This is a genomic window from Paeniglutamicibacter psychrophenolicus, from assembly GCF_017876575.1.
Lineage (GTDB): Bacteria > Actinomycetota > Actinomycetes > Actinomycetales > Micrococcaceae > Paeniglutamicibacter > Paeniglutamicibacter psychrophenolicus.
In genome coordinates this window covers 1,773,992-1,796,269 of the sequence record NZ_JAGIOE010000001.1, presented here as the reverse complement: position 1 = coordinate 1,796,269, position 22,278 = coordinate 1,773,992, and the positions used below count along the sequence as shown (strand labels likewise).

20 protein-coding genes and 1 tRNA gene are annotated in these 22,278 nt (G+C 66.6%); 11 read left to right on the top strand and 10 right to left on the bottom strand.

The genetic code is table 11. The annotated features are described in order from the left end of the window. Positions 1-21: 21 nt before the first annotated feature. Positions 22-1,299, top strand: a complete 1,278-nt coding sequence (locus JOF46_RS08000) for an Nramp family divalent metal transporter (RefSeq protein ID WP_209906840.1) — start codon at positions 22-24, stop codon at positions 1,297-1,299. 107 nt (positions 1,300-1,406) lie between these two features. On the opposite strand, the gene JOF46_RS07995 is transcribed toward JOF46_RS08000, so the two are convergent. Then, positions 1,407-3,113, bottom strand: coding sequence for a fumarate hydratase (locus tag JOF46_RS07995; RefSeq protein WP_209906839.1), 1,707 nt, complete (start codon positions 3,111-3,113; stop codon positions 1,407-1,409). Between the two features lie 109 nt (positions 3,114-3,222). Here JOF46_RS07995 and JOF46_RS07990 point away from each other — a divergent pair, with 109 nt between their 5' ends. The 10 genes from JOF46_RS07990 to JOF46_RS07945 all read left to right on the top strand — a co-directional run bounded on the left by JOF46_RS07990 (position 3,223) and on the right by JOF46_RS07945 (position 12,009). Continuing rightward, positions 3,223-3,714, top strand: a complete 492-nt coding sequence (locus tag JOF46_RS07990; RefSeq protein ID WP_209906838.1) for an SseB family protein — start codon at positions 3,223-3,225, stop codon at positions 3,712-3,714. Between the two features lie 72 nt (positions 3,715-3,786). Continuing rightward, a complete protein-coding gene (locus JOF46_RS07985; RefSeq protein ID WP_113761656.1) occupies positions 3,787-4,269 on the top strand; it encodes a cation:proton antiporter regulatory subunit in 483 nt (160 codons plus the stop codon). A 19-nt stretch (positions 4,270-4,288) separates the two neighbouring features. Beyond that, positions 4,289-5,476, top strand: a complete 1,188-nt coding sequence (locus JOF46_RS07980) for a cation:proton antiporter (RefSeq protein WP_209906837.1) — start codon at positions 4,289-4,291, stop codon at positions 5,474-5,476. 89 nt (positions 5,477-5,565) lie between these two features. After that, positions 5,566-5,636: transfer RNA gene (locus tag JOF46_RS07975), tRNA-Gly, on the top strand. 99 nt (positions 5,637-5,735) lie between these two features. Then, complete coding sequence (locus JOF46_RS07970; protein WP_209906836.1) at positions 5,736-6,662, top strand: AEC family transporter; 927 nt, start codon at positions 5,736-5,738, stop codon at positions 6,660-6,662. 203 nt (positions 6,663-6,865) lie between these two features. Next, positions 6,866-7,687: an amino acid ABC transporter substrate-binding protein gene (locus JOF46_RS07965; RefSeq protein WP_209906835.1), complete on the top strand. Its 822-nt coding sequence runs from the start codon at positions 6,866-6,868 to the stop codon at positions 7,685-7,687. Between the two features lie 66 nt (positions 7,688-7,753). Next, positions 7,754-8,419, top strand: a complete 666-nt coding sequence (locus JOF46_RS07960) for an amino acid ABC transporter permease (RefSeq protein WP_209906834.1) — start codon at positions 7,754-7,756, stop codon at positions 8,417-8,419. Next, the gene (locus JOF46_RS07955) at positions 8,406-9,185 is read left to right on the top strand and encodes an amino acid ABC transporter ATP-binding protein (RefSeq protein WP_209906833.1); all 780 of its coding nucleotides are present in this window, start codon (positions 8,406-8,408) and stop codon (positions 9,183-9,185) included. The genes JOF46_RS07960 and JOF46_RS07955 overlap by 14 nt, the downstream gene beginning before the upstream one ends. Before the next feature lie 77 nt (positions 9,186-9,262). Further along, a complete protein-coding gene (locus JOF46_RS07950) occupies positions 9,263-10,966 on the top strand; it encodes a helicase HerA-like domain-containing protein (protein ID WP_209906832.1) in 1,704 nt (567 codons plus the stop codon). 47 nt (positions 10,967-11,013) lie between these two features. Beyond that, positions 11,014-12,009: a hypothetical protein gene (locus JOF46_RS07945; protein ID WP_209906831.1), complete on the top strand. Its 996-nt coding sequence runs from the start codon at positions 11,014-11,016 to the stop codon at positions 12,007-12,009. A 27-nt stretch (positions 12,010-12,036) separates the two neighbouring features. Here JOF46_RS07945 and JOF46_RS07940 read toward each other — a convergent pair whose 3' ends face one another. The 9 genes from JOF46_RS07940 to JOF46_RS07900 form a co-directional block, all read right to left on the bottom strand. Further along, a complete protein-coding gene (locus JOF46_RS07940; RefSeq protein WP_425355041.1) occupies positions 12,037-13,335 on the bottom strand; it encodes an MFS transporter in 1,299 nt (432 codons plus the stop codon). Continuing rightward, positions 13,332-13,775, bottom strand: a complete 444-nt coding sequence (locus tag JOF46_RS07935) for a MarR family winged helix-turn-helix transcriptional regulator (RefSeq protein WP_209906830.1) — start codon at positions 13,773-13,775, stop codon at positions 13,332-13,334. Before JOF46_RS07935 ends, JOF46_RS07940 begins: the two co-directional genes overlap by 4 nt. A 284-nt stretch (positions 13,776-14,059) precedes the next feature. Then, positions 14,060-16,015 (bottom strand): NHL domain-containing thioredoxin family protein, encoded by a 1,956-nt coding sequence (locus JOF46_RS07930; RefSeq protein ID WP_209906829.1) that lies wholly within the window; start codon positions 16,013-16,015, stop codon positions 14,060-14,062. A 106-nt stretch (positions 16,016-16,121) separates the two neighbouring features. Continuing rightward, the gene (locus JOF46_RS07925; RefSeq protein ID WP_209906828.1) at positions 16,122-16,889 is read right to left on the bottom strand and encodes a hypothetical protein; all 768 of its coding nucleotides are present in this window, start codon (positions 16,887-16,889) and stop codon (positions 16,122-16,124) included. Next, on the bottom strand, positions 16,879-19,008 hold the full coding sequence (locus JOF46_RS07920; protein ID WP_342592395.1) for a bifunctional copper resistance protein CopD/cytochrome c oxidase assembly protein: 2,130 nt from the start codon (positions 19,006-19,008) through the stop codon (positions 16,879-16,881). The genes JOF46_RS07925 and JOF46_RS07920 overlap by 11 nt, the downstream gene beginning before the upstream one ends. A 144-nt stretch (positions 19,009-19,152) precedes the next feature. Beyond that, positions 19,153-19,764, bottom strand: a complete 612-nt coding sequence (locus tag JOF46_RS07915; RefSeq protein WP_209906827.1) for a copper resistance CopC family protein — start codon at positions 19,762-19,764, stop codon at positions 19,153-19,155. Positions 19,765-19,823: 59 nt separating this feature from the next. Further along, a complete protein-coding gene (locus tag JOF46_RS07910) occupies positions 19,824-20,459 on the bottom strand; it encodes a hypothetical protein (RefSeq protein ID WP_209906826.1) in 636 nt (211 codons plus the stop codon). 188 nt (positions 20,460-20,647) lie between these two features. Then, positions 20,648-20,932: an HU family DNA-binding protein gene (locus JOF46_RS07905; RefSeq protein WP_071212675.1), complete on the bottom strand. Its 285-nt coding sequence runs from the start codon at positions 20,930-20,932 to the stop codon at positions 20,648-20,650. A gap of 322 nt (positions 20,933-21,254) precedes the next feature. Further along, the gene (locus tag JOF46_RS07900) at positions 21,255-22,241 is read right to left on the bottom strand and encodes an SDR family NAD(P)-dependent oxidoreductase (protein WP_209906825.1); all 987 of its coding nucleotides are present in this window, start codon (positions 22,239-22,241) and stop codon (positions 21,255-21,257) included. Positions 22,242-22,278 lie beyond the last annotated feature (37 nt).

The window sequence follows — 22,278 nt, the reverse complement described above, 5'->3', positions numbered from 1 at the left end:
AAAACAGGTTATTCTGTAGCCATGGCGAAAGACACCCCCGAGGCCCCGGTAACAACGGGGCAATCCACGACCCCCGGCACGCACCTGCCGGCGACCCGCCGCCTGCTCTGGCTGCTGGGCCCGGCACTGGTGGCCGGGGTGGCCTACCTGGACCCGGGCAACGTCGCGGCCAACATGAGCGCCGGGGCGCAGTACGGGTACCTGCTGGTGTGGGTGGTGCTCAGCGGCAACATCATGGCCTGGCTGGTGCAGTACCTCTCGGCGAAGCTGGGCGTGGTAACCGGAAAATCGCTGCCCGAGGTGCTGCGCGAGCGTTTCGGCAGCCGTGCGGGCCGGATCGCCTACTGGCTCCAGGCCGAGGCCGTGGCCATGGCCACCGATGTCGCCGAGGTCATCGGCGGGGCCGTGGCCCTCTACCTGCTCTTCGATTTGCCGCTGCTGGCCGGGGGCCTGATCACCGGGGTCGTCTCCATGGGGCTTCTGCTGGTCCAGTCCCGCCGCGGGCCCTGGGTCTTCGAGCGGATCGTGATCGGCCTGCTGCTGGTCATTGCCGTGGGGTTTTGTGCCGGGGTGTTCATCGCACCGCCCGAGGCGGCCGGGTTGGCCGGCGGGCTGGTTCCCCGCTTTGCCGACACCAACTCGGTGCTGCTGGCCGTGTCCATCCTCGGTGCCACGATCATGCCGCACGCGATCTACGCGCATTCCTCGTTGGCGCGGGACCGCTTCGGCTCCAAGCCGCTGCTCCGTTCCATCCCCCGGCTGCTGAAGGCCACGCGCTGGGACGTCTCGATCGCCATGCTCGTCGCCGGGTCGGTCAACGTCGCGATGCTGCTGCTGGCCGCGGTGAACCTGGCCGGGGTCCAGGGCACCGAATCCCTCGAGGGGGCGCACGCCGCGCTCGAGGTTGCCCTGGGCCCGGTGGTCGCCACGCTCTTCGCCGTGGGCCTGCTGGCCTCCGGCCTTGCCTCCACCGCGGTGGGCGCCTACGCCGGGGCCGAGATCATGGCCGGGCTGCTGCACCGGCGCATTTCCTTGTTGGCCAGGCGCCTGATCACCCTCGCCCCGGCCCTGGCCCTGCTGGCCTCCGGCGTGGAACCGACCTTCGCGCTGATCATCAGCCAGGTCGCCCTGTCCTTCGGCATCCCCTTCGCGCTGATCCCGCTGGTGAACCTCACGGCCCGCAAGGCCGTCATGGGGGAACACGCCAACCGCTGGTTCACGACCGGGGCCGGGATCCTGATCTCCGTGCTCCTGGTGTCGCTGAACGTGCTGCTGATCGTGCTCACCGTCCGGGGCTGAAATCCGCAGGGCTCCCCGGGCGTCAAGACGCCGGTGGGGGTGCGGGCACCGATGCCCGCACCCCCACTTGGGTGCCGTGGAACCCCGGAGGGTCCGATGCGTGATGCCTACTTGGTGCGGATCGGCAGGCCCGTGAAGGTCGGCTTGGAGGATTCGGCGAAGAAGTCGTTGCCCTTGTCATCGACGACGATGAACGCCGGGAAGTCCTCGACCTCGATCTTCCAGATCGCTTCCATGCCGAGCTCCTCGTATTCGACAACCTCGACCTTCTTGATGCAATCCAGGGCCAGGCGGGCGGCGGGACCGCCGATGGAGCCCAGGTAGAAACCGCCGTGGGTGTTGCAGGCGTCGGTGACTGCCTTGGAGCGGTTGCCCTTGGCCAGCATGACCATCGAGCCGCCGGCGGCCTGGAACTGGTCGACGTAGGAGTCCATGCGACCGGCGGTGGTCGGGCCGAAGGAACCCGAGGCCATGCCTTCGGGGGTCTTGGCCGGGCCCGCGTAGTAGACCGGGTGGTCCTTGAGGTACTGCGGCATCTCCTCGCCGGCGTCCAGGCGTTCCTTGATCTTGGCGTGCGCGATGTCGCGGGCCACCACCAGCGGTCCGGACAGCGACAGGCGGGTCTTGACCGGGTGCTTGGTCAGCTCGGCCAGGATCTGCTCCATGGGTTGGTTCAAATCGATCTTCACCACCGAGGAGCCGCCGGTGCCGGTGACCCCGTCGGTCTCGTTGTCGTGCGCGGCGATGGCCGGGTGGTCGGACTCCGGCATGAAGCGGGCCGGATCGGTTTCCAGCTGCTCCACGAACACGCCCTCGGGGGTGATCTTGGCCAGCATCTGGCGGTCGGCCGAGCACGAGACGGCAATGGCGACCGGCAGCGAGGCGCCGTGGCGCGGGAGGCGCACCACGCGCACGTCGTGGCAGAAGTACTTGCCGCCGAACTGGGCGCCGATGCCGAAGTTGCGGGTCAGCTCCAGGACCTGTTCCTCCAGCTCGGTGTCGCGGAAACCGCGGCCTGTGATCGCACCGGTGGTCGGCAGGTTGTCCAGGTACTTGGCCGAACCGTACTTGGCGGTCTTCAGCGCGAATTCGGCGCTGGTGCCGCCGATGACGATGGACAGGTGGTACGGCGGGCATGCGGCGGTGCCCAGCGAGCGCAGCTTCTCATCCAGGAAGCGGAGCATCGCGTTCGGGTTCAGGATGGCCTTGGTCTCCTGGTACAGGAAGGACTTGTTGGCCGATCCGCCGCCCTTGGCCATGAAGAGGAACTTGTACTGGTTCTCGTGCCCCGGGGTGGTGTCCGCGTACAGCTCGATCTGCGCCGGAAGGTTGTTCCCCGTGGACTTTTCTTCCCAGGTGGTCAGCGGGGCCAGCTGCGAGTAGCGCAGGTTCAGCGTGGTGTAGGCGTTGTAGATGCCCTTGGACAGGTCCTTCTCGTCCGGGCCCTGGGTCAGCACCTGCTGGCCGCGCTTGCCCATGACGATTGCCGTTCCGGTGTCCTGGCACATGGGCAGGATGCCGCCGGCGGCGATGTTGGCGTTCTTCAACAGGTCAAGGGCGACGAACTTGTCGTTCGGGCTGGCTTCCTCGTCATCGAGGATGTTGCGCAGCTGCTGCAGGTGCGCCGGGCGCAGGTAGTGCGAGATGTCGTGCAGTGCTGTGGAGGCCAGCAGTTCGAGCGCCTCGGGGTCGACCTCGAGGTACGTCCGGCCGCCCGGACCCTCGATGGTGCGTACGCCTTCGGTGGAAATCTGGCGGTAGGTGGTCTCGTCCGCCCCGATGGGCAGGAGGTCTTCGTACTGGAATTCGGGCATCAGGCTTCCTCGCAACAGAAACAATTTTGTCCCTCCACTCTAGAACGGTTGGCCCTCCAACCAGACATCGGGTTGCGCCGCCGGTCGCTTAGTCGACATGCTTGGGGGCATGAGCGAAGAGAACGAGCAAGCCAAGACCAACACCAATGCCGAGGACATCCAGGCGGCCTTGGGCATCGAACCGACGACCATCGGCAACGAGCCGGCCACCCACCTGGAGATGATGATCCGTGCGGCTCAGAATGATCCGGCGCTAAATGGGCAGGTCATCGCCAGCTTCATGAACTCGGAAGTGTATTTCCTCAGCCGCGAGGCGGTCTCCGGCGAAACCACCAACGCGCAGCCGATGCTGCTGCAGAACGCTGCCGGCGAACCCGTCATCGCCCTGTTCACCCACCTGGCCCGGATCCCGGGCGCCTACATCGACGTCGCACCCTACGGGGTGCAGCTGCTGGGCGGCACCATCATCCGCTCGCTGCAAGACACCGGACTGGTCATCAACCCGGGCCACGATCTCTGCCTGGAAATCGACGCCGCCGGGATCAAGACCATCCGCCAGGAATTCAACCTCGACGGCAGTCTCAAAAAGCCCTCGAAGTAGGCCCGTGGCCCCTCCCGCCCGACACCGGTCCAGGCTCCTGCATTTGCCTGAAGCGCGGACTAGAGTGGGAGCATGAATTTTGAAGATACGTCGCTGCCCGGCCTCGGCGTCCGTCGCGAAATCACCCTCGCGTCCGGGCGCCGGGTGGGCGTGGTGATCCTGCGTGACGGAACCATGCAGCTGATCATTTCCCAGCGCGAGGACCCGGACGCCTGTGCGGCGGCAATACCGTTGAGCACCGAGGAGGCCGGGGCCATCGGCGCCATGCTCGGCGCCCCGCAACTGGTCACCCAGCTGTCGGACCAACACCGGGATCTGCCCGGGGTCAACACGCAGCAATTCGTGCTCAGCCACGAAAGCCCATACGTGAACCAGACCCTCGGGGACACGCACCTGCGCACCCGCACGGGCGCCTCGGTCGTCGCGATCTCACGCAGCGGCAGCGTCTTCCCCTCCCCCAGTCCCGGCTTCGAGCTCAACGCCGGGGACGTACTTGTCATTGTCGGAACCTCTGCAGGTTTGGAAAACGCAGCGCACCTGATCAACGACGGCTAAGGGAGAGGTGCACGGGGGCATGGACGGCACTGCGCTGATATTGGTTGAGCTTGGCGCCGTTTTCTTGGGGCTTGGGTTGTTGGGGAGGTTGGCCGCACGGGTCGGCATGTCCCCCGTTCCGTTGTACCTGCTCGGCGGGCTGCTCTTTGGCAGCGGCGGCGTGGTCAACCTGGCGGGCATCACCGAATTCGGGGAGATCGCCAGCGAGATCGGGGTGATCCTGCTCCTGCTGATGCTGGGGCTGGAATACACCGCCCGTGAACTTGTCACCGGACTCAAGGGGTCCTGGCTCGCCGGGGTGGTGGACCTGGTCCTGAATTTCACCCCTGGCGCCGGCCTGGCCCTGCTCATGGGCTGGGGCTTTCCCGGGGCGTTGGTCCTGGGCGGGGTCACCTATGTCTCCTCCTCCGGCATCATTGCCAAGGTCCTTTCGGACCTGGGTCGCCTGGGCAACAGGGAGACCCCGGTGGTGCTCTCCATCCTGGTGCTCGAGGACCTGGCCATGGCCATCTACCTGCCGGTGCTCACCGCCACGCTGGCCGGGCTCAGCTTCCTGGGCGGGTTGCGCACCGTGGGGATCGCGCTGGGGACCATCACCCTGGTGCTGCTGGCGGCGTTGCGCTTCGGCCCGCAGATCTCCCGGCTGATCCACTCCGCAGACCGGGAAAACTTCCTGCTCAAGCTCATTGGCGCGGCCCTGCTGGTCGCCGGGCTCGCCTCGGCACTGCAGGTCTCCGCCGCCGTCGGCGCGTTCATGCTCGGCATCGCGATCTCCGGTTCCACCGCGCACTCGGCCACCAAGGTCCTGGAGCCGCTGCGGGACCTGTTTGCCGCGATGTTCTTTGTGGTCTTCGGGTTGAACACCGACCCCACCACCATTCCCGCGGTGCTTCCCATGGCGATCCTGCTGGCCGTGGTCACCTCGCTGACCAAGGTCGCCACCGGCGTCTGGGCCGCGAAGCGCGTCGGAATCGGGGTCCCCGGGCGCATCCGCGCCGGCCTCGCCTTGATTGCGCGCGGCGAATTCTCCATTGTCATTGCGGGCCTGGCCGTCGCCTCCGGGGCGATCACCGGGGAGCTCGCGGCGCTCTCGACCGCCTATGTGCTGCTGCTGGCGGTCTTCGGTCCCGTGGCGGCCCGCCTGGCCGAGCCCCTATCCCGTCCGTTCCTGCCCAAGGCGGCCCCCGCCCCGGACACCGCTTTTTGACGCGCCCGGGATCGCCGATTAGGTTTTCGCACCCCACCTTGGGATATGCTGTTTTCTGCCCGGGCGGTCAATAGGCTTTCCGGCGCACTGCGGGCGTAGCTCAATGGTAGAGCGCCAGCTTCCCAAGCTGGACACGCGGGTTCGATTCCCGTCGCCCGCTCGCAAGGATGTGGGACCCGGCCGGTGGCCGGGTCCCACGTCGTTAAGCCATTTGCGCAGTGCGTGGCCACCAACAGCGGGAAGCGGGCCCTTCAAGCTCATGAGCGGAGTACTCTCTGGTTTTGCCGTGGTCTGGACCGTCATTGCCGTGGGGTACCTGGTCGGGAGAACCGGTGTCCTGGGGGATGACGCGCGCTATGTGCTCAACCGCCTGACCTTCTTCGTCGCCAGCCCCGCACTGCTGTTCACCACCCTGGCCGATTCCAACCCGGCCTCGGTGCTTGGCCCGTTCCTGGGTGTTGCAGCGCTTTCCTCGCTGGCCACTGCCATCGCCTTCGTGCTGGTGACCCGCTGGTGGCTGCGGCGGGACTTGACCGAGTCGACCATCGGCGCCATGAGTGCCTCCACCGTGAACTCGGCCAACCTGGGGCTGCCCATTGCCCTGTACGTCCTGGGCGACATGGCGCACGCGGCGCCGGTGATCCTGTGGCAGCTGGCCCTTTACTCCCCCGTCTGCCTGGCCATCCTGGATGCCAGCACCTCACGGCACCGCACCACGGTGTTTTCGATGATGGTCCAGACCCTGAAAAACCCGATGATCGTCGGTTCGCTGGCCGGACTGGTATGTGCACTGTTCGAGATCCGACTCCCCCAGCCGCTGGCCGACCCCATCGAGCTGATCGCCGGGGCCTCGATCCCGGCCATGCTCATCGCCTTCGGCATTTCGCTGGTGGGCTCCAAGCCCCTGGAGGCCTCCGGCGGCCGGAGGGCCGACACGCTGGTGGCCACCGGCATGAAGCTGGTGTTCCAGCCCGTGGTCGCCTGGGCGCTGGCCGTGTGGGTGTTCCGCCTGGACAGCCACGCGGTGTTTGTCTCGGTCATCATGGCCGCGCTGCCCACGGCCCAAAACATCTTCGTCACCGCCTCGCGCTACGAGCGCGGCATCGTCCTGGCCAAGGACACCGTCCTGCTCACCACCATCGTCGCGGTCCCGGCCATGATGCTCGTTCCCCTGTTGCTGACCTGAGCTTCTTCCCGGAGTGGCACCGCGTTGCGGGCCGGAACGCGACGTGTCGACGCACTTCGGAACAAAGGGCTTATGCGATTCCCACCTCCGTGTTAGCGTCTGAGCAAGGTTCACTTGTTCGGCATCCGGTGCCCGCCTCGATTCGCGAAGGCGGCAGCTGCCGGTCGGCGGGTGGACGACCGTGACCGAAAGGACCGTTTCCCATGAAGCGCCACATCATCGCCCTGGCCACCGCCGCATTGCTCGCCGTGTCGGTCACCGGGTGCAGCGGCTCCACCGATCCTTCCGGGTCCCCTTCCGCCAGCGGCACCGCGACCGGCCTGACGCTCAAGCAGGTCCAGGATGCCGGGGTGCTGAAGATCGGCACCGAGGGAACCTACAAGCCGTTCTCCTTCCACGAAGGGGGCACCGGCGCGCTGACCGGCTTCGACGTGGACGTCGTCACCGCCGTGGCCCAGAAGCTGGGCGTGAAGCCGCAGTTCGAGGAAACCCAGTGGGATGCGATCTTTGCCGGACTGGAAGCCGGGCGCTCCGACGTGATCGCCAACCAGGTCTCCATCACCCCGGAGCGCGAGGCCAAGTACGAGTTTTCCAAGCCCTATACCGTGAGCACCGGGGTCATCGTGACCAAGTCCGGCAATACCGACATTTCCTCCTTCGCGGATTTGAAGGGCAAGACCACCGCCCAGTCCCTGACCAGCAACTGGCAGCAGCTGGCCAAGGACTCCGGGGCGAATATCGAGGCCGTCGAGGGCTGGGCCCAGGCCATCACGTTGCTGAAGCAGGGCCGCGTCGATGCCACCATCAATGACAAGCTCACCTACCTGGATTCGCAGAAAACCAAGCAGGACGACGGCATCAAGATCGCGGCAGAGACCGCCGAGAAGTCCCTCAGCGCCATGGCCTTCCGGCAGGGCAGCGAGGACCTGGTCAAGGCCGTGGACAAGGCGCTCGAAGAGCTCTCGAGTGACGGGACCCTGTCCACGATCTCCGAGAAGTACTTCGGGGCCGACGTCACCAAGTAGTTTCCTGCAGCATCGCGGACTGCATCCCGGCGGCCCGCGACTCCACCGTGCGAAGGAGTCCTGCCCATGGACATCGACTGGGAACTGATCGGCGATTCCCTCTGGCCCATTGTGCTGGGCGGTCTGAGCGGCACCATTCCGCTGTCGTTGGCAAGCTTTGCCATCGGCCTGGCGATTGCGCTGGTCATGGCGCTGATGCGGCTGAGCCGAAACCCGGTGGTGTCCTTCATCGCCCGGGCATACATCTCGGTGATCCGCGGCACCCCGTTGCTGGTCCAGCTCTTCGTCATCTTCTACGGGCTGCCCTCCATCGGCGTGACCCTGAGCCCGTGGCCAAGCGCCATCATTGCCTTCTCGATGAACGTCGGCGGCTATGCGGCGGAGGTGATCCGGGCGGCCATCCTTTCGGTCCCCAAGGGGCAGTGGGAGGCCGGCTACACCATTGGCATGTCGCGCACCACCACGCTGCGCCGGCTGATCTTGCCGCAGGCGGCCAGGGTTTCCGTCCCGCCGCTGTCAAACACATTCATTTCCCTGGTCAAGGACACCTCCCTGGCCTCGCTGATCACATTCACCGAACTGTTCCGCCGCGCCCAGGAAATCGCCGCTTTCAGCCAGGAATTCATGCTCGTCTACATCGAGGCAGCCCTGGTGTACTGGGTGTTCTGCCTGGTGCTTTCCTCGGGCCAGACCCGACTGGAAAGAAGGTTTGACCGCTATGTCGCACACTGACCCCGGCAACGCCCGGCCCCTGCTGAGAGCCACCGACCTGCAAAAGAGCTTCGGCGAGCACCAGGTGCTCAAGTCCATTGACCTGTTGATCGGCAAGGGGCAGGTCCTGGCATTGATCGGTCCGTCCGGTTCCGGCAAGACCACGGTGCTGCGCTGCCTCAACGGCCTGGAGATCCCCGACGGCGGCGAGGTGGCCTTCGACGGCGGACCGGCGGTGGCCTTCGCCCCGGGCACCACGCAGAAGCAGGCGCAGGTGCTGCGCACCCGCAGCGCCATGGTGTTCCAGAACTACAACCTCTTCCCGCACATGACGGTGCTGGAAAATGTCATCGAGGGCCCCCTCCAGGTCCAGCGCCGCAAACGCGCCGAGGTGGTCGCCGAGGCCGAGTCGCTGCTGGCCCGGGTCGGGCTGGCCGAGAAGCGCGACCAGTATCCGCACCAGCTCTCCGGAGGCCAGCAGCAGCGCGTGGGCATTGTCCGGGCGCTGGCGCTGAAGCCGTCGCTGCTGCTCTTCGACGAGCCGACCTCGGCCCTGGACCCGGAACTGGTGGGAGACGTGCTCAGGGTGATCAAGGAACTCGCCGACGAGGGCTGGACCATGGTGCTGGTGACCCACGAGCTGGCCTTCGCCCGGGAGGTCGCCGACGAGATCGTGTTCATGGACCAGGGCGTGGTCGTCGAGCGCGGGCATCCCGAGGTGGTGCTGCGCACCCCGCAGAACGAGCGCACCAAGCAGTTTGTGCACCGGCTGCTCAACCCGTTCTAGGGACCGCCGCCCTGACAGGCGAAAAAGAATTGGTGCGCCCACCACCACGGACGTGTTCCAGACCGTAGGCTATGGACATGGCCAAGATGACGACATCCCAGCACGTGGAAACCATAACCGCCGGTTACGCCTTCGAAGGCCCGGCCGTGACACTCGGAGCGGCGCTGGTCGATGACCAGCTCTTCCCCGAGGCGCAGGTCCGCTTGCCGCTGCGCATGATGAACCGGCACGGACTGGTGGCCGGCGCCACCGGCACCGGCAAGACCATCACCTTGCAGTTGATGGCCGAGCAGCTCTCCTCCCATGGGGTCCCGGTGTTCCTGGCGGACATCAAGGGCGACCTCACCGGACTTTCCACCCCGGGTACACCCACGGAAAAACTCACGGCGCGCACCGCCTCGGTCGGCATGGCCTGGGAAGCGAAGTCCTTCCCCGTGGAGTACTACTCGCTGGGCGGGGACGGGCAGGGGATCCCGATCCGGGCCACCATCTCCTCCTTCGGTCCGCTGCTGCTCTCGCGGATCATGGAGTTGAACGAGACCCAGGAATCCTGCCTGCAGCTGATCTTCCACTACGCGGACACCAAGGACCTCGAGCTGCACGACCTCAAGGACCTGCGCGCGGTCATCACGCATCTGACCAGCGACGAGGGCAAGACCGAACTCGAGGGCCTGGGAGGGGTCTCCAAGGCCACCGCCGGGGTGATCCTGCGCGAGCTGGTCACCCTGCAGGCCCAGGGCATGGAGTCCTTCTTCGGCGAACCGGAATTCGACACCGCCGAGCTGCTGCGCCAGGCGCCCGACGGGCGGGGAATCATCAGCTGCCTGGAACTTCCCACGCTCATGGAAAAGCCGGTGCTCTTCTCCACCTTCATGATCTGGCTGCTCGCCGATCTCTTCTCCGAGCTGCCCGAGGTCGGAAACCCGGACAAGCCGAAGCTGGTGTTCTTCCTCGACGAGGCCCACCTGCTCTTCAACGGGGCTTCCAAGGCGTTCCTGGCCTCGATCACCGCCACGGTCCGCCTGATCCGTTCCAAGGGCGTCGGGGTGTTCTTCGTGACCCAGACGCCCAAGGACGTCCCCGCGGACGTGCTCGGGCAGCTGGCCAACCGCGTCCAGCATGCCCTGCGTGCCTTCACCCCGGACGATGCCAAGGCGCTTAAGGCGACCATCTCCACGTTCCCCACCAGCGACTACGACCTGGATGCGGCGTTGACGCAGGCCGGGACCGGGGAGGCGGTGGTCACCGTGATGAACGAGAAGGGCGCACCGACCCCTGTGGCCTGGACCCGGATGTGGAGCCCGGAATCAACCATGGGCCCCTCGGCCCCGGAAACGGTTTCCGGGATCATTGGCACCTCGGCCCTGATGCAGGTCTACGGCACGGCAGTTGACCGGGAATCCGCGTACGAGAAACTCACCACCGGCGCCGCGACGCCGACTGCTGCCCAGGTCCCCACGGGCGGATCGGTGGCCGCGCGGGTCCCCGGCCCGGGGCAAAGCCAGGCGGACATCGACGCCGCGGCACGCGAAATCGAGGAATCGATCCTGGGCCGGCCCTCGTCGATCCCGCATTCCGCACCGGAACCCGGTGCCACGGATTACGCCATGCCCGACCCACCGGTGGCAACAAAAAATCCGCCCAAGCGCAGTTCAAGCACCCCGGCTCCCGCGCCGAAACCCGACAATCCCGTGCTTGACATGGCCTTGCAGGCCGCAAACATGATCGGAAGAGAGCTGTTTCGCGGCATGTTCGGCACCAAGCGGCGCCGCCGCCGCTAGGGAGGGTCGGCGCGAACCACGCCGGATTCCCGGTAGCCTTGGACACAATGAGCGAACGTTTATCTCCCACAAGGGTCGCCGCCACATGGGCGGCGGCCCTTGTGGTGCTGGCCGTCATGGCTTTTGCTGCCATTGCCCTGGTCAACCACAACACCTTCGGGCCCGCCCAGAAGGTCAAGGAACTGCAGGCGCATCTCACCCGCGGCGAAGGCGCCGCGGCGCTGGGGCTGCTCCACGCCACGGTTCCCAAGGGCAATGCCCTGCTGCTTGACGGCGAGGGCCTGAAGGCAGCCAGCGCCGACATCAAGGACTTCACGGTGGGCAAGCCCGAAGCGGTCACCGGCGCCGATGACCTTGCCACCGTCACGGCGACCTACTCCATCCACGGGGTGGCGCAGCAATCGAGCTACCAGCTGGAACGCACGGGTCGCAGCTGGCTGTTCTTCGATAACTGGTCCTTTGTCCCCACGACGCTTCCCACCGTGGCCATCTCCGCGAACACCACCAACGAGGTGGTCGTGAATTCGCGGCCCGCACCGCTGGTCAAGGGCAAGACCACGGTCCCGGTGTTTGTCCCGGCCGTCATCGACACCAGCTTCGCCACCCCGAACTTCAGCGCAGATTCCCGCGGCCTGGCGGTCACCGGGTTCTCCAAGAAGGCCACGGAGGTCAAGCTTCGCACCCAGCCGACCAAGAAGCTGCTCGACGAGGTCAACAAGCAGATCACCGCGTACCTGGATGGCTGCGCTCAGCAGCAGGTCCTCATGCCGGCGGGCTGCCCGATGAGTTACTCCACCTCGGCGAGGGTGCGTTCGGATTCCATCCACTGGAGCATCGTTGACTACCCTTCGGCCGCGATCGTGGCCTACGACGGCTCCTGGGCCCTGCGCCCCCTGACGGTGAAGGCACGCCTGGACGTCACCGAACAGGACCTGCGCACCGGGCGGTACACCGAGCAGACCGTGGATGACAGCTTCGGATTCACCGCCGTGCTCAAGGCCAGCACGACCAAGGTCCGGGTCACCCCGGTCTCCAGCGAGTAGCCTTCCCGGTCCCTGGCCCGATTGCCCCTATCTGCCCAGCAAGGGAACCAGGGTGCGGACCTTGGACCGGGATTTTGTTGCGGCCTTGTGCCGTGCCGGGGCCCCGGCACCCAGCTTCGGGGTGCGGCGCGCCCGGCGCAGCACCACGATGACGGCGATGAGACCTGCAACCAGGGAGAGCACCGCGCCGCTGCCGACAGACCAGCGGGCACCGAACTCGGTGCCGAGCCAGCCCACCAGCGGGGCGCCCAGCGGTGTTCCGCCCTGGACCACCATGATGTAGAGGCCGAGCACGCGCCCGCGGTAGGCGGGGTCGACCGACAGCTGGATCATGGTGTTGGCGCTGTTCAGGAAGGTCAGCGAGGCCAGCCCCACCGGCACCATCATCACCGCGTACCAGAAGAAGGTGGGCATGAAGCTGGCGGTCAGGGCCATGGCCCCGAATCCGACGGCCCCGCCGAGCAGGTAGCGCATCCGCGGCTTGCCGCGGCGGGCGGCCAGCAGCGCGCCGGCGAGCGTGCCGATCGCCATGATGGTTCCCAGCAGGCCGAAGGCCCCTGCCCCCACGTGGAAGATGTCGGTGGCCATCATGGCGTTGGTGAGCTGGAAGTTCAGTCCGAAGGTGGCCACGACGAAGGCCAGCGCGAAGATCAGCAGCAGGTCCGGGCGCTTGCGCACATAGGCCAGCCCGTCGCGGATCTGGCCCTTCTGGCGGGCCACCAGCCTGGTGGGCTGGAACTGTTCGCTGCGCATCTTGCCCAGCGAGAAGATCACTGCCCCGAAGCTTGCGGCGTTGACGAGGAATGCCGGTCCGGTGCCGAAGGCGGCGATCAGCAGCCCGGCGACGCCGGGGCCGGCCAGGCGGGCCAGGTTGAACGAGGCGCTGTTCAGGGCAACCGCGTTGGGCAGTTCGCGCGCCGGGACGAGCTCGGAGACGAAGGCCTGGCGTGCCGGGGCATCAAAGGCGCTGGCCACGCCCAGGCCGAAGGCCAGCAGGTATACGTGCCAGAGCTCGGCGGTGCCGGTGGCCACCAGCACGCCCAGGATGGTGGCGAAGACGCCCATGGACGACTGGGTGATCAGCAGCAGCTTGCGCTTGTTCATGCGGTCCGCGAGCACTCCGGCGAACGGGCCCAGGAACAGGATGGGCAGGAACTGCAGGCCTGTGGTGATGCCGGTGGCGGTTCCGTCGTGGTTGGTCAGGATGGTGAGCACCAGCCAGTCCTGGGCGACGCGCTGCATCCAGGTGCCGATGTTGGAGACCAGGGCGCCGGCGGTCCAGAGCCGGTAGTTCGGGATCTTCAGGGCGCTGAACATCTTGCTCATTTGGCGCTCATTTCCTGCAGCAGTGCCGCTGCCCGCGCCAGGGTTGCCCGGTCCTTGGCATCGAGCGTTTCCAGGCGCACGGCCAGCCATGCGGTGCGCTGGTTGCGGGCCGCGTGGAAGGCCTTGCGTCCTGCCGGGCTCAGCGCCACCATCACGAGGCGCCCGTCGTGTTCGCTGCTGGTGCGGGTGACCAGGCCCGCTTCCAGCAGGCCCTTGACGATTCGGGTCATGGACGGGGCGGCGACCTGCTCGCGGCCGGCCAGCTCCCCAATGGTGTGCTCTTCGGTCCGCAGGCCCGCAAGCACGGAGTACTGGGCGGGGGTCAGCGTGTCGGAACTTGATTCCAGGCGCAGGCGGCGGGATGTCTTCATCACGGCCACGCGCAGTTCCGCGGCAAGGTCGCCGGTGTTCGTTGCATTGCTGACCCGGGTGGGGGCCATTCTTACGGGATTCGGGGCATTATCGGTTTCGTTCACTTGATCCGGGCTGGCCACGGATCCTCCTTCATCGCGCCGGTCATCCGGCGTCTTGGGTTTCGACCTCATTAGTTACTTAGCATTGCTAACAATACGTGGGCCGAAATATTCCCGCCATGACGGGCGTCACCTTGGGTGCCCCGGCGACGGGTGAGATGCCTAACGCCGGGTCCCGGCGTCAACCACGAGCGAGGCCCGCCCCCCTGGATTCAGGGGACGGGCCTCGCATCGGTGTGTGGTCGTGTCGCTTAGTTGTCCATGCCGCGCAGGTCCAGGACCAGCTCGGTCTCGCCCTCGGCATCCACCAGCACCGGGATGCCCCAGTCCTGCTGGTACAGGTGGCAGGCGGCGTGCATGGGGATCTCCCCGCCGGGCTCGCCGTCGCAGGCCGCGGCACGGGCGGTGATGTGCAGGACGCCCTCGGCGATGTCCGGGTTCAGCTCCAGGGTCCGGGTCAGCCCGGTGGAGGTGCCGCCGCCGGAGAGCAGCAGCTCCTCCGGGGACGAGGAGATCTTCAGCTGGGTCGGGTCCCCCCAGCGGTCATCGAGCTTCTGGCCCTTGGGTGCGGAGAAGCGCACGCTCAGCGCGTGCTCGCCGGCAGCGACCTTGGTCTTGGGGCGCTGGGTCTGGGACGCGCCTTCGTCGACGAGAAGGGCCTCGGCCGGAAGCGGCAGGCGCACCAACTGGTGGTTGTTGGTCTCCACGACCAGCAGCACCGGCTCGCCGTCCACCGAGGTATCCAGCTGCACGTCCGCCGGCTCGTTCAGGCCGCGGGCCAGCGTGCTGACGGTCGCAGTTGCCGGGTCGTAGCGGCGCACCGCGCCGTTGTAGGTGTCGGCGATGGCGATCGAGCCGTCGGGCAGCGCCGCGACACCCAGCGGGTGCTGCAGGCGGGCCTCGGCGGCGGCGCCGTCGCGGAAGCCGAAGTCGAAGAGCCCGGCACCGATGGCCGACTCCACTGCCGCGACCGACCCGTCATCTGCCAGCACCAGGCGGCGCAGCGCGGAGGTCTCCGAGTCGGCGACCCAGATGTTCTCGTCCTTGTCCAGGGCCAGGCCCGAGGGCTGGGCGAACCAGCTGGCCTCCGGGCCGCCGTCGGCCAGGCCTTCCAGGCCGGTGCCGGCGAAGACCGAGAGCGCGCTGGTCACCGGGTTGAAGGCGAAGATCTGGTGGGTTCCGGCCATCGCGATGAGCACGGCCTGCGTCTTGGGGCTCCACAGCACGTCCCACGGGGAGGACAGCGAGGTGCCCAGCGGGTCGCTGCCCAACTCGCTGATCCAGGCTTCCTCGTTGTTCTCGTCGACTGCTGCGCGGGCCTGGTCGGCGTCGAGCAGCCGCTGGATGCCGTTGCCGGCCAGAGTGGTGACGTTCCCGGTCTCCAGGTCCAGTCCGCGCAGGCGGTGGTTCACGGTGTCCGCGATGACCGCGTGGTAGCCCAGCGTGGCGGCGAGCTCGGCCGGGAGCAGCGCCAGGCCCTGTGGTTCGTTGAATTGCGCGGTTTCCGCATCCCCGTCGGCGAAGCCCTTCACGCCGGATCCGAAGGTGCGCACCACGGTGGACAGGTCGTTGCCCAGTTCCACGATGCGGTGGTGGCCCGAGTCCCCGATGAGGAAGTTCCCGTTTTGGAGAGCCACGGCCTTGCCCGGGAAGCGCAGGTCGCCCTCGCGGGCGGGCGGTGCCACGTAGGGGCCGGTGCCGCGGTGCAGCGTGCCCTTGGCATCGTGCTCGGCGATGAGTTCCTCGACCAGGGATTCCAGGCCGGCGGCGTGGCCCTCGCCGGAGAGGTGGGCGACGATGTAGCCCTCGGGGTCAACGACCACCAGGGTGGGCCAGGCGCGGGCGGCGTAGGCCTGCCAGGTGACCAGCTCCGGGTCGTCCAGCACCGGGTGTTCGATCTCGTAGCGTTCCACGGCGGCGGCCAGCGCGACCGGGTCGGCCTCGTACTCGAACTTCGGGGAGTGCACGCCCACGGTCACCAGGACATCGGAGTACTTGGCTTCCAGCGGACGCAGCTCGTCGAGCACGTGCAGGCAGTTGATGCAGCAGAACGTCCAAAAATCGAGGATCGTGATCTTGCCGCGGAAGTCTTCCAGCGTCAGTTGCTTCCCGCCGGTGTTCAGCCAGTTGCGGCCGACCAGTTCTGAGGCACGGACCTTGTAGGAGGTGCGTACGGATTCGGTTCCGGTGCTGGGGGTTGCTGTCATGGATCTGCTCCTGGGCTTGTCGGCTGACGTTGTGCTGTATTCAATTATCCCGTTTTTGCCCGCCGGAGCGGACATCATGACATGATGCGACGATCCGGACGCTTGGCTAGCGGGCCTGGGTCAGGGCGGCGTTGAGCACCTGGGCCGCCATTTGGCTGAACTCCGGTGCCTTCAGGCCGTCGGCGGCAATGAACGAAACCATTCCCACGTAATCCCCCTTGGCCTTGATCAACACCAGGGCCTGCTGGCGCATTCCCTGGCCCTTGGTGCCGCGGGTCCACAGGATTGCCGAATCCGCGTCCCCGGCCTTCAGCACCGGCTTCTCGGTGGTGAAGGGAACGGTCTCGGTTTCCTGGTGCAGGGTCACCTTCTTGCATTCGGTGAGCATCGCCAGCACCGTGGCGTAGTGCGCCTCCAGCGCCGACTTGTCGGTGATCTTCGCGACCTCGACCGATCCGGTGGCGGGGATCTTCTCTGTCAGGAAGTCGGTCCTCGCACCCTCGGCGCCCATTTGCACCGGGGACCAGTTCAGCGACTCGATGACATCCGCGCATTGGGTGGGCAGCACCGCGACCCCGCCCAGGGTGTCCTCTGGGGCCTTCTTCAGGTCGGTGAGTTCGGTCCCGGAGATCACCCGGGCCTTGTCGAAGCCCAGCCGTGCGGCCATGGAGATGCCCGAGGCCACCGAGAGTTCGGAGACGTTCAGTTCCGCGGCCTCGCCGCTGGGCGTTGCGGAGGCGTCAGTGGGCAGCGGCGCGTGCCCTTCGGGCAGCTCCACGGCTTGCGGGGCCCCGGCGCAGCCGGCAAGTGCCAGCCCGAGGGCCAGGGTCAGGGCAAGGGTGCGCAAGGCACCCGTCTTGGTCCTAGCGGCCACGGCGCGCAATCTCCTCGTCCTGCTTCTTCAATTGGGCAAACATCTCGTTGTAGGCGTGCAGTTCCGCGTCGTTGTCGCGGTCCGCCTGCCGGTCCTTCCGCTTGGATTCCTTGGTGTCGTCCCGGTTCCAGGACACCATCACGCCCAGGGCCAGCAGCAGCGTCGGGATCTCCCCGATCCCCCACATGGCCCCGGCACCCAGCCGCTGGTCGGCCAGCGCGCCCTCGCCCCAGGTCCTGCCCATGTTGCCGAACCAGTCGGCCTGGTAGAGCGAGGTGGAGCTCATGATGGAGACGCCGTAGAAGGCGTGGAAGGCCATGGTGGCCAGCAGGATCACCAAGCGCATGGCGTGCGGTGCCCGCTTCGGGACGGGGTCGGTGCCGATCATGGACAGTGCAAAGAGGTACCCGGTGATGAGGAAGTGCAGGTTCATCAGCTCGTGGCCCATGTGGTTGCGCAGCGCGAAGCCGAAGGCCGAGGATTCGTAGAAGATGATGATGGAACCGGCGAAGTTGGCCGCGGCAAAGAGCGGGTTGGTGACAACGGCAGAGAACTTCGAGTGCACCAGCACCAGGATCCATTCACGGGGCCCACGGGTCCCGTCGGTGCGCGAGCCCAGTGCCTTCAACGCCAGGGTGACGGGCGAGCCGATGACCAGGAGCAGCGGGGCCACCATGGTCAGGGCCATGTGGTCCACCATGTGCACGGAGAAGAGGATCTTGCCGTAGACGGCCAGCGCGCCCGAGGTGAAGTAGAACAGGGCCGTCAGTCCGAGGAGCCAGGAAATGGTCAGCAGGATCGACCATTTGTCGCCGCGACGGCGCACCGTCACCACGGCCCACAGGTAGGCGATTGCCAGGAAAAGCACGATGGCGATCCACAGCCAGTCAAAGCGCCAGACTTCCGTCCAGCTGGAGTTGGTCAGTTCCGGGGGCAGTTCGTACCCGGTGAGCAGCCGTGCCGGGGTGGGCAGCACCGGGGCGGTGTCGGGGGTGGGCGGCGCGGTGCGGGCCAGCACGGTGGCCAGGGCCATGACCGTGGCCATGATGATGGTTTCGGCTCCCACGACCAGCCAGGCCGCGCGGGTTGCGGCAAGCTTTCCGGCTTCCAGCGCGGGGATGACCCGGCGGCGGTGGGCCAGGCCCAGCGCGCCCAGGGCGATGGTGGCCAAGGCCTTGGCGATCACCAGCCATCCGTAGGGGGTCATCCACTGGTCCCAGTCGGTGATGCGGATGGTCGCGTTCACGACGCCGGAGCCGGCAACCAGGATGATGGAGATGGTGGCCAGCGCGGAGAATCGGTGCAACACGGTGCCGGCAAGGATCGGGCGGGTGCCGGTAAAGCGTCCCGGGGCCTTGGTGGCCAGCAGCGGTGCCAGCGCGGCCAGCACCACGATGCCGCCGAACCACAGGCACACCCCGGCCAGGTGCAGCATGATCGAGTTGACCGCACCCCAGTGGTCGTCTCCGCCGGCGGCGTGGCCGATCAGCGACATCGGCAGGATCCCGGCGAAGGAGAAGGCGGTCGTGGCCCCGACCCAGGCCGGGGAGCGCACGCCGAAGGCCAGGGATGAGGTGATCGCAGCAATCACGATCATCCAGGCCCAGGCCCGGCCCACGGAGATGTTCAGGACGTAGTCGAGCATGGCGGAGGTGTAGCTGGGGTCGGCGCTCATCGGCTTGCCGACCAGGTCCCAGAAGGTGAATACAAGCACCGCGGCAGCGGACACCGTCCAGACCATGCCGGAGGCGGCGGCCAGGTTCATGGTGCGTGCAAAGGCGGGGTGGGTTTGGCCGCCGTCGGTGTCGTGCTTGCCCGGTTCCGGTCGCTTGGGCCGGGTGGAACGCGGCAGGATCGTTGCGGCGAAGACCAGTGCGGCGATCGTGATGGCCATCGATGAGTGGTGAAGCGCCTTGGCCGCGGGCAGTGCCCACCGCACGAAGGGTCCGGGGTCCCCCAGCTCACTGGCCTGGGCGGTGCCGGCAAAGTAGCTGGCCGCAATGATCACCAGCACCCCGACAACGAGTGCGGGAAGGGTCAGCAGGAGCCAGAGCCTCTTGCCTGGCATCGATGCCTCGACCTTGGTGGCCGTGGCCTGCGTGTTCCGTGACTTGTTCACAATGTCCTCTCAGCTTCCTCGCCGATCCATTCTCCCACCGATCGACCGCGCTCCGGGGCCCAAGGTGGCTCACGCCACCTTGGGCCCGCCACGGAGGTTCCGGCTATTGCCGGGCTCCGGTCGGTACCGGAGCCCGGTAGCCGCCTACTTGGCCTGGCGGCGGACCTTCAGTATCACCAGGGCGATCATGCCGGCACCGGCGAGGGCGACGATCGTCCATACAAGGCCCGCGGGCATGCCGGCCACGGGAGTGGCGGTGTCGCTGGCCTCGGCGCTCGGCTGCGCAGACGGCGTGGCGCTCGGCGCAGTGGACGCTCCCGGAGCGCTCGCGGTTGCCGGTGCGCTGCTGGCCACGGCCGCCGGGTCGCTGACCTGGAAGGCGATGTCCTTGGCGATCGGGTGGCCGTCGGAGGAGACCACGCGGGCAGCCAGTGTGTACTTGCCGTTGGCCAAGGCGGTGGACGGGGTGACGGTGACATCGCGGCGGTCGATCGTGAAGGTGGTATCGACGCTGTTTCCCTTGGCATCCGAAAGCTCAAGGATCGTGCCAATCTTCTTGATGTCTCCGCTGAAGGTCAGCACCAAGGATTTGGGTGCGGTCTTGAGCACCTCGCCGCTGGCCGGTGTCGAGGAAATCAGTTCGTCGTGTGCCTGGGCGCTTGACACGCCGAAGACGGTCATCAGGCACAGCAGCACGGCGGCGACGAGGACGCCGACTCGGGTGGCGGTGCGTGGGGCTCGGATTGCTTCAGTCATGGGGTATGTGGTCCTTTTCTCCGCGGCGATGGTGGCTCGCAGAAAGTTGGGGGGTTGCTTTACGGGTGTGCGAAAGCAGGTCCCCGTGGAGGACCACGGCGGTGCAGGGCCGGGCGCAGCACGTCACGAAGGACAAGCATGCGATAGGCAACCCCGAGCAAGGGCTGTTTGCCTCGAGCTGCCTGCAGCCCGCGCACAAAGAGGATCAAGCGCGGGACGTACAGGGAGATAGCCTCGGCAAAAGTGCGGGCGGCAATCTCACCGCGGCGCATGGCCGCGATGGTCGCGATTGCTGCAACCACGTGTGCCGCGGTCATCAGCCAGCCAGCGGGCGAGTCGGCGGCGGTTGCGGCAGCCACCGTTGGATCAAGGCCCAGTTCCAGGCCGTGTCCTGTGTGGGCCGCATGGGCTCCGGCTTCGCGGATGAGCCCGGCACCCGGGTGCTGGTGGCCGAATAGGCCGAATGCGCCATGGTAGGCGCCCTGGCTCAGCAACACCGCCAGGCTGGTGCGCATCAGTGAGATCTTGCCGGAAGCCAAGGCCGTGCATATGACGGCACTGATGCATAGCAGGAGCCCGAGGATGGCCGGCGGCGGCATGACCCCGTCCACGGCGGTATGGGAGGCAGCAGCAAGGCAGGTGCAAATCAATGCACCAATCCAGCCACGCACGATGCGCAGGCCGTGATCCTTCATGCCGTTTTCCTCCGCCAAGGGATTGAAAGGTAATGCCTAATGGTTCCAGCAAGCCATTCTACGCGATTCTACGATTCGTAGAATTCGAATTTCGCCCACGGCACCCGTTAAAGCCAAAGCCGCCCCCTGCATCCGGTCCATGGGACCAATGCGGGAGGCGGCTTGAAAGCTCTTGCGCGCAGCGCAGACTACTTGCCGGTAACGGCAGCCTTCAGCTTGGAGCCAGCGGTCAGCTTGACCGAGTGGCCAGCCGGAATCTGGATGGCTTCGCCGGTCTGCGGGTTGCGGCCGGTGCGTGCTGCACGGTCGGTGCGCTCAACTGCGAGCCAGCCCGGGATCGAGACCTTCTCGCCCTTGGAAATCTGGGAAACGAATACGTCGAACACTGCATCCAAAACACCGTTGACGGCTACCTGGGAGTTGCCGGTCTTCTCGGCGACAGCTGCAACAAGTTCACTACGGTTCATAGCCAAAGTATGTCCTCCTGGACTTCTCTTCCCGGGCGCAATCGGCCCGGGTCGCCTCGCGTTCGCGGGGACTTCTGTGTGAGAACTTACCAAATGTTCCTGCGCGAAACGCCCGATACGGGCCGAATTCCCGGGAATTTTTTGAAGTTTGGAGGTTTTTTCGCGTTCAGCGGCCCGTTTTACTCCGAAAGAGAGACGAACAGCACTCTTGGGCGTCCAAGCCGACACAATCCGGCAGTCCGGTCCCCGCGTCCATTTCGGGCTCCCTGCCCAACGGTTTCAGGCGCCCCGGACACGGACATCTGCGCACCGGCAAGCGGCCACGTTCCTAGCCTAAAAGGGAAATTCCGGTGGCGGATTCGGCTGCCTTCCAGATGCTTTCGGCAGCCGCCGAATCGGTGGTGATTGAGGCGGGTGTGGCCTTGCACGGGCCGCCCTTGACCAGCCCCCTCGGCCCGTAAAAGACCGGTCCCGGAGTGCTGAAGGCGTCGGGGTCAACGGCCGCCCGAACTATCGGCCAGGCGCCGTGGTCCTTGCCCTGGGTAAAGGGTGCCTGGAGCGTATCCACGACACGTTTGAATGTGCCGGGCTCGTTGACTCCTGCAATCCTGGGTGTGCGCCCGGAGAGCGAATAGCCGGGATGGGCGCTCAGCGCCCGGGTGGTGCTTGTGGTTCGCTGCAGCCGTCGGTCAAGTTCAAAAGCGAAGGATTGGAGCATGATCTTGGATTGGGCGTATGCCTGCCATGAGGAATAGTTGCGCTCCAATTGCGGATCATCAAGGTGCGGGCGAACCAGCAGGGTTGACAGCGAGCCCAGGGTCACCACGCGGGCGGCCGGGGCACGCCCCAGGAGCGGCAACAGCCCGGCAACCAGCGCAAAGTGCCCAAAGTAGTTGGTCGCTGCCACCAGTTCCAGCCCGTCCGCGCTCCGCTGGCGCGTGGATGGGGCATGGACCATGCCGGCGTTGGCGATCAGCACATCCAGGTGCTCGAGCCGGTCAAGTTCGGCAATGGCCGTGGCGACGGATCCGAGACTGGAAACATCAAGGGTCGTGAGGCGAAGCCTGGCCCCGGGGATCCGTGCCCGGATTGCCTTGGCTGCGGTTTCCGCCTTGAGTCTGTCGCGGCACGCCATGATGACTTCGGCCCCGCGCCGGGCCAATTGGAGACTGGTCCAGAATCCGATCCCGGCATTGGCTCCGGTGACCATGATGCGCAAGCCGCTGGCGTCGCCGTTCCGACGATGTGCCGCCACCTCGTCTTCCTGCCTGGAGGTTCGGGTCTTGTTGATGCCTGTGGTCTTGAACTGGTCCATGATGTCCAAAGCTACAGTCTTCCCGACAGCAGCGCCC

Excerpts from the sequence above, each read along its gene's own strand:
- JOF46_RS07930 (WP_209906829.1), bottom strand. The coding sequence starts at position 16,015 with ATGACAGCAACCCCCAGCACCGGAACCGAATCCGTACGCACCTCCTAC.
- JOF46_RS07985 (WP_113761656.1), top strand. The coding sequence starts at position 3,787 with ATGAATTTTGAAGATACGTCGCTGCCCGGCCTCGGCGTCCGTCGCGAA.
- JOF46_RS07980 (WP_209906837.1), top strand. The coding sequence starts at position 4,289 with ATGGACGGCACTGCGCTGATATTGGTTGAGCTTGGCGCCGTTTTCTTG.
- JOF46_RS07960 (WP_209906834.1), top strand. The coding sequence starts at position 7,754 with ATGGACATCGACTGGGAACTGATCGGCGATTCCCTCTGGCCCATTGTG.
- JOF46_RS07950 (WP_209906832.1), top strand. The coding sequence starts at position 9,263 with ATGGCCAAGATGACGACATCCCAGCACGTGGAAACCATAACCGCCGGT.
- JOF46_RS07995 (WP_209906839.1), bottom strand. The coding sequence starts at position 3,113 with ATGCCCGAATTCCAGTACGAAGACCTCCTGCCCATCGGGGCGGACGAG.
- JOF46_RS08000 (WP_209906840.1), top strand. The coding sequence starts at position 22 with ATGGCGAAAGACACCCCCGAGGCCCCGGTAACAACGGGGCAATCCACG.
- JOF46_RS07970 (WP_209906836.1), top strand. The coding sequence starts at position 5,736 with ATGAGCGGAGTACTCTCTGGTTTTGCCGTGGTCTGGACCGTCATTGCC.
- JOF46_RS07945 (WP_209906831.1), top strand. The coding sequence starts at position 11,014 with ATGAGCGAACGTTTATCTCCCACAAGGGTCGCCGCCACATGGGCGGCG.
- JOF46_RS07955 (WP_209906833.1), top strand. The coding sequence starts at position 8,406 with ATGTCGCACACTGACCCCGGCAACGCCCGGCCCCTGCTGAGAGCCACC.
- JOF46_RS07940 (WP_425355041.1), bottom strand. The coding sequence starts at position 13,335 with ATGAGCAAGATGTTCAGCGCCCTGAAGATCCCGAACTACCGGCTCTGG.
- JOF46_RS07935 (WP_209906830.1), bottom strand. The coding sequence starts at position 13,775 with ATGGCCCCCACCCGGGTCAGCAATGCAACGAACACCGGCGACCTTGCC.
- JOF46_RS07915 (WP_209906827.1), bottom strand. The coding sequence starts at position 19,764 with ATGACTGAAGCAATCCGAGCCCCACGCACCGCCACCCGAGTCGGCGTC.
- JOF46_RS07990 (WP_209906838.1), top strand. The coding sequence starts at position 3,223 with ATGAGCGAAGAGAACGAGCAAGCCAAGACCAACACCAATGCCGAGGAC.
- JOF46_RS07965 (WP_209906835.1), top strand. The coding sequence starts at position 6,866 with ATGAAGCGCCACATCATCGCCCTGGCCACCGCCGCATTGCTCGCCGTG.
- JOF46_RS07910 (WP_209906826.1), bottom strand. The coding sequence starts at position 20,459 with ATGAAGGATCACGGCCTGCGCATCGTGCGTGGCTGGATTGGTGCATTG.
- JOF46_RS07900 (WP_209906825.1), bottom strand. The coding sequence starts at position 22,241 with ATGGACCAGTTCAAGACCACAGGCATCAACAAGACCCGAACCTCCAGG.